At 61.3% G+C, this 10,524-nt stretch carries 14 protein-coding genes and 1 pseudogene; 5 read left to right on the top strand and 10 right to left on the bottom strand.

Annotated features, from left to right (window positions below):
* Positions 1 to 326: hypothetical protein (locus tag AC3WWH_RS27420; protein ID WP_492377331.1), on the top strand; the 326-nt coding region annotated here is incomplete at its 5' end.
* 449 nt (positions 327 to 775) lie between these two features.
* Here AC3WWH_RS27420 and AC3WWH_RS27415 read toward each other — a convergent pair.
* The 8 genes and pseudogenes from AC3WWH_RS27415 to AC3WWH_RS27380 all read right to left on the bottom strand — a co-directional run bounded on the left by AC3WWH_RS27415 (position 776) and on the right by AC3WWH_RS27380 (position 5,118).
* Positions 776 to 1,051: a metal/formaldehyde-sensitive transcriptional repressor gene (locus AC3WWH_RS27415; RefSeq protein WP_043619696.1), complete on the bottom strand. Its 276-nt coding sequence runs from the start codon at positions 1,049 to 1,051 to the stop codon at positions 776 to 778.
* A gap of 27 nt (positions 1,052 to 1,078) precedes the next feature.
* Positions 1,079 to 2,068 (bottom strand): CDF family Co(II)/Ni(II) efflux transporter DmeF, encoded by a 990-nt coding sequence (gene dmeF, locus AC3WWH_RS27410; protein WP_082640687.1) that lies wholly within the window; start codon positions 2,066 to 2,068, stop codon positions 1,079 to 1,081.
* Between the two features lie 140 nt (positions 2,069 to 2,208).
* Positions 2,209 to 2,802, bottom strand: a complete 594-nt coding sequence (locus tag AC3WWH_RS27405) for a hypothetical protein (protein ID WP_057254131.1) — start codon at positions 2,800 to 2,802, stop codon at positions 2,209 to 2,211.
* A gap of 197 nt (positions 2,803 to 2,999) precedes the next feature.
* A pseudogene (locus tag AC3WWH_RS27400) lies at positions 3,000 to 3,384 on the bottom strand (DUF1638 domain-containing protein); the annotation flags it as partial.
* Positions 3,385 to 3,430: 46 nt separating this feature from the next.
* Positions 3,431 to 3,934, bottom strand: coding sequence for a YciE/YciF ferroxidase family protein (locus tag AC3WWH_RS27395; protein ID WP_492377330.1), 504 nt, complete (start codon positions 3,932 to 3,934; stop codon positions 3,431 to 3,433).
* A 173-nt stretch (positions 3,935 to 4,107) separates the two neighbouring features.
* Entirely contained in the window at positions 4,108 to 4,401 is a 294-nt protein-coding gene (locus tag AC3WWH_RS27390; protein ID WP_058323211.1) for a hypothetical protein, read from the bottom strand.
* 62 nt (positions 4,402 to 4,463) lie between these two features.
* Positions 4,464 to 4,781 (bottom strand): hypothetical protein, encoded by a 318-nt coding sequence (locus tag AC3WWH_RS27385; protein WP_057254138.1) that lies wholly within the window; start codon positions 4,779 to 4,781, stop codon positions 4,464 to 4,466.
* A 118-nt stretch (positions 4,782 to 4,899) separates the two neighbouring features.
* Positions 4,900 to 5,118 (bottom strand): hypothetical protein, encoded by a 219-nt coding sequence (locus AC3WWH_RS27380; RefSeq protein WP_058323210.1) that lies wholly within the window; start codon positions 5,116 to 5,118, stop codon positions 4,900 to 4,902.
* Between the two features lie 360 nt (positions 5,119 to 5,478).
* On the opposite strand from AC3WWH_RS27380, the gene AC3WWH_RS27375 reads away from it, so the two are divergent.
* Complete coding sequence (locus AC3WWH_RS27375) at positions 5,479 to 6,093, top strand: LysE family translocator (protein WP_058323209.1); 615 nt, start codon at positions 5,479 to 5,481, stop codon at positions 6,091 to 6,093.
* Positions 6,094 to 6,124: 31 nt separating this feature from the next.
* On the opposite strand, the gene AC3WWH_RS27370 is transcribed toward AC3WWH_RS27375, so the two are convergent.
* Positions 6,125 to 6,745 (bottom strand): DUF1638 domain-containing protein, encoded by a 621-nt coding sequence (locus AC3WWH_RS27370; protein ID WP_058323208.1) that lies wholly within the window; start codon positions 6,743 to 6,745, stop codon positions 6,125 to 6,127.
* Positions 6,746 to 6,784: 39 nt separating this feature from the next.
* Here AC3WWH_RS27370 and AC3WWH_RS27365 point away from each other — a divergent pair, with 39 nt between their 5' ends.
* Positions 6,785 to 6,943: an entericidin domain-containing protein gene (locus AC3WWH_RS27365; protein WP_057254143.1), complete on the top strand. Its 159-nt coding sequence runs from the start codon at positions 6,785 to 6,787 to the stop codon at positions 6,941 to 6,943.
* A gap of 120 nt (positions 6,944 to 7,063) precedes the next feature.
* Here AC3WWH_RS27365 and AC3WWH_RS27360 read toward each other — a convergent pair whose 3' ends face one another.
* On the bottom strand, positions 7,064 to 7,762 hold the full coding sequence (locus AC3WWH_RS27360) for a corrinoid protein (protein ID WP_057254147.1): 699 nt from the start codon (positions 7,760 to 7,762) through the stop codon (positions 7,064 to 7,066).
* A gap of 335 nt (positions 7,763 to 8,097) precedes the next feature.
* On the opposite strand from AC3WWH_RS27360, the gene AC3WWH_RS27355 reads away from it, so the two are divergent.
* Together AC3WWH_RS27355 and AC3WWH_RS27350 are read left to right on the top strand one after the other, a co-directional pair.
* Positions 8,098 to 9,672: a trimethylamine methyltransferase family protein gene (locus AC3WWH_RS27355; RefSeq protein ID WP_058323207.1), complete on the top strand. Its 1,575-nt coding sequence runs from the start codon at positions 8,098 to 8,100 to the stop codon at positions 9,670 to 9,672.
* A 107-nt stretch (positions 9,673 to 9,779) separates the two neighbouring features.
* Entirely contained in the window at positions 9,780 to 10,484 is a 705-nt protein-coding gene (locus AC3WWH_RS27350; protein WP_058323206.1) for a 4Fe-4S dicluster domain-containing protein, read from the top strand.
* The last annotated feature ends 40 nt before the right edge of the window (positions 10,485 to 10,524 follow it).

The raw sequence follows: 10,524 nt of genomic DNA, 5'->3' as shown, positions 1-10,524 counted from the left end.
GCGCAAACAGCGTCCCCTTCCGGCGTGCCCGAGGATACGAGAACCACGGCAAGGAACTGAGCTCCGATCAATGGAACTTTCCAGGTGTTGCGGCGCGATCAAACGCCATGCCGCCACCCTCCATTTTCCCATCGGTCCAATTCTTCAGTCGAAAAAGGCGAGGAGAGCATTTCGATCTGGCTTATCAGAATGACGACGAGCGCTGCTTCGGAGTGAGTGCAGCCGCGAAATGCCGAGATCAGCAATCGGGCCGCGGCGCGTCTTTTCGCGCGGTGCCAGGCGCTCCTGACACCGCATATTCCGGCGGTGTCGAGCACCCGTTTTAACATATCGAGGGGAACGGGGACGTGGGAGGCTACGTTGGAAGACATCTCGTCCTCCTTTGGTTGGAGGCATATCCGCAGGTCGATGACGTGGGGCGCCTGCTCGAAAGTTTGCCTGCCATCACTGTGGTCTCCCTGCGGCCATCGCCCGCGAATCTGGGACGCGCAGCGGAAACGCCCGGCCGGTGCAGGGATGTTCCTGGCGAAGCCAGGGTTCCTCGCGCGAGGCGAAGGGGACGGCTTCAATCCTTGCCCGGCTCGACATGATCAAGCCGCGCCGGGTGTTTTCGGTCAGGCCGCTTTTTCTGCGGTCTGATTGACGACCTTGGCGGCGATGGCGATCGCGGTCAGGGCAATGTCCGTCGCCTGCTCTTCGTCGAGCGTCGTCTGAAGCAGCTTGGCGGGGGATGCCGCTAATTCCGGCGGCGGAGGCAGTGTCCTTTCCGCCCGGCCTATTTCATATAGGCGCGCACCACGTCGACCAGTTCCGCCGCGGCTTCATCCCGATCCTTTTGCGACAGGTCGGCCGCGGCCAGATGCATGTGGATGTGGTCCTCGACAACCTCCGCCATCAGGCCGTTGACCGCGCCGCGGATGCCGGCGATCACCTGCATGACCTCGGCGCAGCCCTTTTCCTCCTCAAGCATCCGTTCGACCGCCTCCATCTGGCCCCGGAGCCGCCGGACCCGGTTGATGAGCTTCTGTTTTTCACGGATGGTATGGGTCATCGGTCACTCCGGTTTCGGGCGCCGTCACTATGCGGCCCGTGCTTCCACCTCCACGGTGACATGCGACAAATCGTGAATGGCGGCAAGCTTCTCACGATAATAGGACGGTGCCCGCGGGTTGTCGGCGACAATCGAGACGATCGCGCCGTGGTGACCCGGTCCGAGCTGCCAGACGTGCAGATCGACAATCTCGGCATCTTCCTTGGCGACGATCTCGCCGATTTCTTCGGGCAGGTCTTCGCCTTCGGGAAGGTAATCCAGCAAGGTTGCGCCGGTGTCGCGGATGAGACCGAAGGACCAGCGCGCAATGACGATTGCGCCGACGATACCCATGGCGGGATCGAGCCACAGCCAGCCATAGATCGCGCCCAGACCGAGCGCGACAATTGCGAGAACCGAGGTCAGCGCATCGGCGAGGACGTGCAGATAGGCGGCGCGCAGGTTTCGATCCTGCCCGCCGTGGTGTCCGTGGTGATGCCCATGGTGTTCGTGATGGTGATGGCCGTGATCATCCTTCAGCAGCCAGGCGCAGACCAGGTTGACGACGAGGCCGGCCACGGCGACGAGAATGGCCTCGCTGAAATCGATGCTGACAGGTGCGCTCAGGCGCTGGAGGCTTTCCCAACCGATCAGCAGCGCGATGAGCGCCAGCACGATGGCGCTGGAAAAGCCGGCGAGGTCGCCAAGCTTTCCGGTGCCGAAGGTGAAGCGGCGGTTGTTCGAATGCTTGCGCGCATAGAGATAGGCGAGTGCAGCAATCAGCATCGCGGCGGCATGGGTCGACATGTGCCAGCCGTCGGCAACGAGCGCCATCGACCCGAAGACCTGCCCGGCCGCGATCTCGATCACCATCATCGTCGCGGTGACCGCGATGACGATCCAGGTCCGCCGCTCGTTGCGCTCGTGATTGCCGCCAAGGAAGACGTGATCGTGGCGCGCCGCGAGCACGCGTCCTTCGCCATGCGAATGCCCGTGGTGACTGTGGTGGTGATGATGGTCGTGTTGGTGATTGCTCATGCCGCTGGCTCCAATATTATATAGGGGGGTACCCTATATAAGGCTCGCCGTAAAGTGCTCGGTTCCTGCTTCCGCCGCCGTCAGACAATGTCGTTGCCGGCGGCAATGGGCGCTGGCGGCATCAGCCTCCGTGATCGGCTCTAGCCGGCTCGACCGAGGGCGATGGCCGAGCCCGTGAACGGCAGCACCCGCTTGTAGCCCACCGGCGTCGGCTCGATCTGCGTGGCGGCGGACGTGCCGAATTGCGTGATGCCCGCGCCGAGATAGTGTGCCACATCATGGCGGAGACCGCCGAAATCAAACGGTGCGCTTGCAATCAGGCGGGCCGAAAACACATTGGTGCCGAACAGAACGGCCGTCGTCCCAGCGATGGTGTCGGAGACCGTCGTCCCCACCACCAGGCTGGTCCGCCGGAACGTGGCGATGCATTCTCCCTTGGCGAAGGAGGTGGGGTCATCGAAGGTTCCAGCCGGCTTGCGCTGAAGATAAAGCGAAAATTCGCCGACCGGGTCGAGGCCGAGGGACAGGACACCGTTTGCTGCCGCTTGCGCCTTGAAAGGCTTGGCGGCGAAGGTGAAATGGGCAGTCGTTTCGCCCGGTTCTCCATCAAACATCTGGGCATCAAGAAAAGGCAGGTGCAGGAAATAGCCGTAGTCGGCCAACGTGCCGTCGTTCGCCTCGTAGAAGCGGCCGGTGGCGTACCAGGCGAGTTCGGCGGAAAGCAGTGCGCTCATGGCGGGCAATCCTGTGGTCGGCGGTGGAGTTGCAGCCAGCAGGTTGTGCAGCGTTCTGTCCCGTGCGGGAAGGCCCATCGGGGCGCGTGTGCCGGTCGGAGCGCCCAATCAGCCGATAGAGTAAATGCGCGCTAGCAGGGCCAGCGTGTGATGCCCCAACCTGCGACACCGCGCGCCATGCGCGACAAGTCGCATACTCACGCCCTGATCAGCGAGGTCGCGAGATCGCCATAGCCGGTGAAGCGGTACTCGTATTCAAGCCCGAGATAGTCCGCCGCCTCTTCGCCTCTTCCTGCAGGGCCAGATCCTCCTCCTGCGAGAGATAGACCAGCTTGCGGTAATGGCCGAAATACATGTCCCTCAGTTCCGGATGCCGGTCGAGGCCGAGCAGTCGATGACGAAGGTTTCGAACTGGCGGGCGAGGAAATCGGTGAGGAAAAAGGCGGTGATGTCGTCGTCCCAGCGGCGGGCGAAATCCCTGTTGCCGGCAAAGCCGGCAAAGAAGGAATAACGGTGCGGGCCGGAGATGCGCTCGACCTCTTCCTCTTCGCAGAGACGGTGGAGACGGCCGCCGAAACCGCACCCTTTGCCCGGCTCGATAAAGGATCAAGCCGGGCTGGTGTTTGCGTCAGGCCGCTTTTTCGGCGGTCTGATTGATGACCTTTGTGGCGATCGCGGTCAGGGCAATGTCCGTCGCCTGCTCTTCGTCGAGCGTCGTCTGAAGCAGCTTGGCGGCGTCTTTCATGCCCAGTTCCAGCGCCCAGGTCCTCAGCGTGCCATAGCGTGACATTTCGTAGTGTTCGACAGCCTGTGCGGCTGCAAGCAGTCCGGCGTCGAGCGCGGGCGAGCCTTGATACGCTTCCATGATCGAGGCGCCTTCCTTGGTGATGCCCATGATCGCGTCACAGGTCTTCTTCTCAGGCTTCTTGCCGATGATCTTGAACACTTCGTCCAACCGCTCGACATGGACCTTTGTCTCTGCGAGATGCTTGATAAACGCGTCCTTGAGCGGCTTGCTCTTGGCGGCATCGCGCATCTTCGGCAGTGTGTCGACGATCTTGTTCTCGGCGAAGTAGACGTCCTTCAACGTATCGTGAAAAAGCACGTCCAGTGTCTTGATGTCCTTGGCCATGATGGCTCCTGTTGTTCGAGGGCTCACTGTCATGTTCCAGGCGACGCGCCTGGCCGTGCTGGCTGCCCGTGAGCGGCGGCCAGATAGCGGAGATCGGACGGTTGGAATGGCGGTTACAGTTGGACGGGTAGAGCGACTACTGAGCGTCTCGACCGCAAATCTGTTGCCTGTGTTTAGCCGAGATCGTGGTTCTCTCGGGCCAATGCTGTTCGCATGTCAACGAGCGAGTCGCGCTTCGCCTCGGGCAAGATGCCCCGTGTTTCATGCCATAGGGCACATTCAAGGAGCGAAGCCTCGTCGGTATTGCCGAAGCCAAACTCGTCCACAATGAATCTGGCCAGGCGGTCGGCATGGTCGCCGGGACGCTGAATACATATTTTCGAGCAGGTCGCTTCAAAAACCCTCCGGACCACCACGATGTCGTGGGGGCTGAGATTATGGCCCGTCAGGTTGGGCAGCGTGTACATCGAATTCTCCCTTCTGGCGCCGGAATAGCGCACGCGATCAATCGGTTAGCCGCAAGCGGCGGTCAGGCCGCAGGCTTGGCGACGACATCCGAAACGGCGCCGCCCTCGTCATCCCATCGGTCAATCGCCTCAGCTTTCAACTGTGCCGGCGTCTGATGTTCGCCGTTTGAGGCATCCGCACGCTCTACAAGTGCTGCGGCGAGCGTCGCACTGGTGTCGATGCCGCTTTCGAGAGCAGTCATCAGGAAGCGTGCCGCGGCAAGCCGTCCGGCCGGATCTGCCGTCGCTGTCGTTCCGTAGAAACCGGCAACGGTAAGCACCTCGACCAACAGGCTGAGGTCGTCTGAATCAAGATAGTGTTCTGGATTGCTGGAAGACATTACGTCCTCCTTTGGTTGGGGCGCAGGCACGGAAAGGCCTGTTTGCGACAGCGCCCGCTTCAATCGCTGTCGATGGAGCACCCTGCACGCGTTGTCGCGCCAGCGCAACGAACTTCACTCAAGCACCTTGAGTGTGTTTCGACTGGTCCCGGGGCGCCATTATGTCTCGTGCGTCCATCGCATTTGCCAGATCGAGCCGGCGGGGCCCGGCCTTTGCGAAGATTTCGCGCGCGGCAAGCGGTGGCAGGCGATAGGCCAGAATGAACTCTTCGAGATCGTAGACTGCGTCCCAGCCACGAAGCAGGGCCTCTTTGTCATACTTGAAATGCCTGGTCACTGGAGACGCTCCCGCGTGTTGGATCGGTGCTTGGCGCAAAAACGGCCAATTGTCAGGAGGCAGAGGAAGCGTCAGGGGTGGAGATATGATCTGGTAGCTAAACGAGGTGGAGCGCACATGGTTCCAAAATAAACTCTGAAGTCGACGAGATTTAAATTGAATAGTTACAGATCGTGAGACCTGATTTTTCTCGAGATATGTTTTCTAGTGGTTCTTCTCTTGAAGATTGTTTCGGTTTGTCTTGCGCATGTCATTGTATATGCGTGTGTTATCCAAATTGTTTGTGTGTTTGTCTATTTGTGTAGATCGAGAGATTGTGCCTATATGCTTGGATCGAGGAATTTTCCCCAGGCCTTAGCCATGACCCTTGCTGTCATCTCCACCTATGCTCTGGCACTGTTCCTGGCCGCGGTCACCCCGGGGCCTGCCATGTTCGCGGTCATTTCCACCAGTATCAGCCGTGGTGTTGGCCCGGCGCTGGCCTGTGGCCTCGGTATCGCGCTCAGCGATATGGTGCTCGTAAGCGTCGCGCTTGCTGGCCTCACGGTCATTGCACAGACGTTCGGCTGGCTGTTTCTTGCCATCAAATATGCTGGCGCCGGCTATCTGATTTTCCTCGGATATCGGATGTGGCGCGCGGCTGCGACGGTTGAGGCGGAGGTGGCATCGGGCGAGCGCAGATGGATGCGCTCGCTGGCGCTCGGCGCTGCCATCGGCTTCGGCAATCCGAAGGCGATCCTCTTTCATGCCAGCCTGATGCCGCTGATCCTCGACCTCGAAAGCCTTGATCGCTTCGGGATCGGGACGGTGCTTGCCGTCGTTTTCGCGGTCAATGTTGTCACGATGGGTGGCTATGCGCTCTTGTCTGCGGCATCGTCACGGTGGTTCCGCACCACCCGGGCGGTCCGGGCGCTGAACCGGGTGGCCGGCAGCGCCATGATTGCCACCGGCCTCGCGATCGCCGCGCGCAGCTAGATCTGCCGCGGCCACTTCGGCCGCCGTTCCATCACGCCCTGATCAGCGACGTCGCCAGATCGCCGTAACCGGTGAAGCGATATTCGTATTCCAATCCGAGCGTTTCGGCTGCCTTCTTCGCTTTTTCCTGCAGGGCTTTGTCCTCCTGCTGCGAGAGATAGACCAGCTTGCGGTAATGGCCGAAATACATGTCGCGCAGCTCCGGATGCCGGTCCAGGCCGAGCGGTTCGATGACGAAGGCTTCGAACTGGCGGGCGAGGAAATCGGTGAGGAAAAAGGCGGTGATGTCGTCGTCCCAGCGGCGGGCGAAATCCGCGTTGCCGGCAAAGAAGGAATAACAGTGCGGGCCGGGGATGCGATCGACCTTTTCCTCCTCGCATAGCCGGTCGAGATGGCCGCCGGTGCCGCAATCAGCATAGGCGACGAAAATGCGCTTGAAGCCTTCGGCGCGCGCCTTGGCGATCGCGTCACGAATGCCCGGCGTGATCTTTTCAGGTGTGTTGTGCCAGATGGCGGGCAGACAGTTGAGGTCGATATGGGCGAGCCCGTTTGCCTCGCAGATCGCCAGGATTTCGCGCGCGATGGCGCCACAACCGATCACGTGAACTTTTTTCGGTTGTGCACGTTCTATTGCCGACGATATTTTTTCCATCTTGATTCCATGTGGCTATCAGCGGGAAGGAACCTGACCATGACAGTAAAGACCCTTGCAACCGTCGGCGCCGTTCTCGTCGCCCTCTCAACGCTCACCGCCTGCGGCAACACCATCCGCGGCATCGGGCAGGATACTGCAAACACTGTCAACGCGACACAGTCGGCCGGCAAGAAGGTGGCACACTCCGTCAACTAAGCCTGACGGCAAACGACTGGGCACGGCCTCCGTCGCCCACGCCGAACCAGCCAGACATAAGAAAGCCGGCCGCGGATTTCACTTCTGCGGCCGGCTTTTTCATCTCGGATTGCCCGAAGCTTAGCCAGCTGCCAGCCGGTTGTGCTTGCGCTTCATGAAGTCCTTGGCGGTTTCGACGGCGATCGCCGCGTCGCGGCAATAGGCGTCGGCGCCGACGGCCTTGCCGAATTCTTCGTTCAGCGGCGCACCGCCGACGAGAACGACGTAGTCGTCGCGTAGTCCCTTTTCCTTCAGCGTGTCGATCACGACCTTCATATAGGGCATGGTGGTGGTCAAAAGCGCCGACATGCCGAGAATGTCCGGCTGCTCGCGCTCGATCGCTTCGAGGTAGTTCTCGACCGGGTTGTTGATGCCGAGGTCGACGACGTCGAAGCCGGCACCTTCCATCATCATGCCGACGAGGTTCTTGCCGATGTCGTGAATGTCACCCTTGACGGTGCCGATCACCATCTTGCCGAGCTTCGGCGCGCCGGTTTCGGCAAGCAGCGGACGCAGGATGGTCATGCCGGCCTTCATGGCGTTAGCCGACAAAAGTACTTCCGGCACGAACAGGATGCCGTCGCGGAAGTCGATGCCGACGATGCGCATGCCTTCGACCAGCGCCTGGGTCAGGACATCGTAGGGCGTCCAGCCGCGCTTGAGCAGGATGTGGGTCCCGTCCTCGATTTCTTCCTTCAGACCGTCATAGAGGTCGTCGTGCATCTGCTGCACAAGTTCTTCGTCGGAAAGGTCCTCGAGAATGATTTCATCGTCTGCCATATTGGGGTTCCTCGGTTCCTGGCACGGCCGCGCAAATATTCCGGGCGCGTCCATCAATCCATAGCGTTCGATTTCTAAAAATCTGTTTTCGAAAGCGACGTCGCATATGACAAAAAGCGACGGGAGGGCAGCTTCTTTTGACGCCTGCATATTCTTAACAAAAACAATATATTCGCGCCACGCGGTTTTTGGCGTCCTGTGGTCGCTTCTCGGTAGTGTTCGAGTTGCGCCACTCCTTGGCGCATTGAGACCCGCAAGGCCCCCTATGCTTGGTAGCATTAGGACCAATTGATGCTTGAAGGCGCAAAAAGTGATGCGCGGGAGAGGAAAAGCGAATGAGCGACGTGACAGATCAGGGCGCGGGTGAAGGCGGCGGTCGCCGCTCGCGTGGCGAGGGACGGGGAGCGGCAGCACGGCGTGCGTCGCGCACCGGGGGCGGTCCGGGACCGTCTCTGCCCTATATCCAGCGCAAGATTCGCGAATATGAGGTCCTCGACGAGGAAGGCCTGCAGCTCATCGAGCGCAATGCCGACACGATCCTTGAGGAAATCGGCATCGAATTCCGCGACGACGCCGAGGCGCTCGAACTCTGGAAAGAGGCCGGTGCCGACGTGCGCGGCCAGCGCGTGCATTTCCCCAAGGGGCTCTGCCGCGAACTCCTGAAGACGGCGCCATCAGAATTCACCTGGCACGCCCGCAATCCGGAGCGCAGCGCCCAGGTCGGCGGCAAGGCGACGATCTTCGCGCCGGTCTACGGCCCTCCCTTCGTGCGCGACCTCGAGGGCAACCGCCGCTATGCGACGATCGAGGATTTCCGCAATTTCGTGAAGCTTGCCTATATGGCGCCGTCGATACATTCGTCGGGCGGCACGGTCTGCGAGCCGGTCGATATTCCCGTCAACAAGCGTCACCTCGATATGGTCTACAGCCATATCAAATATTCCGACAAACCCTTCATGGGCTCGGTGACGGCGCCGGAGCGCGCGGAAGACACGATCGCCATGGCGAAGATCGTATTCGGCGATGAGTTCGTCGAAAACAATTGCGTCACGCTGAACCTCATCAACGCCAACTCGCCGATGGTCTTCGACGAGACCATGGTGGGGGCGCTGAAGGTTTATGCCCGCCACAACCAGGCCTGCGTGCTTTCGCCGTTCATCCTCTCGGGCGCCATGAGCCCGGTAACGGTTGCCGGCACGCTGACGCAGATTCTCGCCGAAGTTCTCGCCGGCGCCTCCTTCACCCAGCTCATCCGCAAGGGCGCGCCGGTTCTGTTCGGCACCTTCGCCGCCTCGATCTCGATGCAGTCGGGCGCTCCGACGTTCGGCACGCCGGAGCCGTCGCTGGTTTCCTACGGTGCTGCCCAGCTCGCGCGTCGCCTGAAGCTGCCGTTCCGTACCGGCGGCTCGCTCTGCGGCTCCAAGGTTCCGGATGCACAGGCAGCGCACGAATCGGCCAGCACGCTTAACATGACGCTGCTTGCCGGCACCAACTTCGTGCTGCATGCGGCCGGCTGGCTCGAAGGCGGTCTCGTCTCGTCCTACGAGAAGTTCATGATCGACCAGGACCAGCTCGGCATGATGCAGAAGATGGCCGAGGGCATCGATCTCTCGGAAGAAGCCCAGGCGCTGGACGCAATCCGCGAAGTCGGCCCGGGCAGCCATTATCTCGGCTGCGCCCATACCCAGGCCAACTTCCAGACGGCCTTCTATCGCTCGCCGCTCGCCGACAACAATTCCTTCGAGCAGTGGGAAGTGGAAGGCGAAAAGCGCATCGAGCAGCGCGCCAATGCGCTCGCCCGCAGCTGGCTGGAACACTACGAAGCGCCTTACCTCGATCCCGCGATCGACGAAAAGCTCAAGGCCTTTATCGACCAGCGCAAGAATTCGATGCCGGACGCTTTCACCTGAAAGGGTCCCGAGCGAGCCAGGGAGCAAGGCGGCGCGGCGCAGGTGGCCGACATGATCCAGAAGGAGGTCTGGCGCCCGCATTACGAACACCAGGGGCCGAAACCGAAATGACGGCGCCTTCCGCGACAGCGGACAAGATTGTCGAGATAGTCCGTGCGGCGCTGGCGCCGCACGGACTTTTTTTGCGCGGAACGGTGAACGTCTCTTCCGCAGAGGCGGCACCGCTGCTGACCGATGGGCGACCGGCGGCAAGCGTGCTGCTGATCGGCAATATCGGCGGCTCGCTCTGGCAGGCCTTCAGTGCCTGGCGGGACGGTCTGCCGGAGCGTGGCGGTGCCGATCCGCTCGACACCTGGTCGAAGGCGGTGATAGGGCCGGTTGCCGCAGCCTGCGGGGCGACCGCCTATTTCCCATCCGATCCGCCGTGGCAGCCTTTCCAGCAATGGGCGATGCGAGCCGAGGGCCTGAAGGCATCACCGCTCGGCATCCTCATCCATCCACGTTACGGGCTCTGGCACGGTTATCGTGGCGCGCTTGCCTTCGACAGGCGGCTTCCCGAAACCGGTCAGCGCGCCGCGGAGCACCCTTGCGATCGCTGTGCCGCAAAGCCCTGCAAATCAGCCTGTCCGGCAAATGCGCTTGCCGAGGAGCGCTTCGATGTCGGCCTCTGTCGCGGCCATCTGCGCAGCGAAGCGGGCAGGGCGGGTTGCCTGTCGGTCGGCTGTCTTTCGCGCGCTGCCTGTCCTGTCGGGAGTGACTATCGCTATCGTCAGGAACAGCTTCGCTTCCATATGGCAGCGCTTAGCCTCTAAAGCTTGATCCCGGTGGGTCCGCAGTTTTCCTCTGCATCAC

Source organism: Ensifer sp. EB106-03-01-XG145, assembly GCF_058792075.1.
Note: the sequence above shows the minus strand (reverse complement) of the source record. Positions and strands in the feature narration are given on the sequence as shown.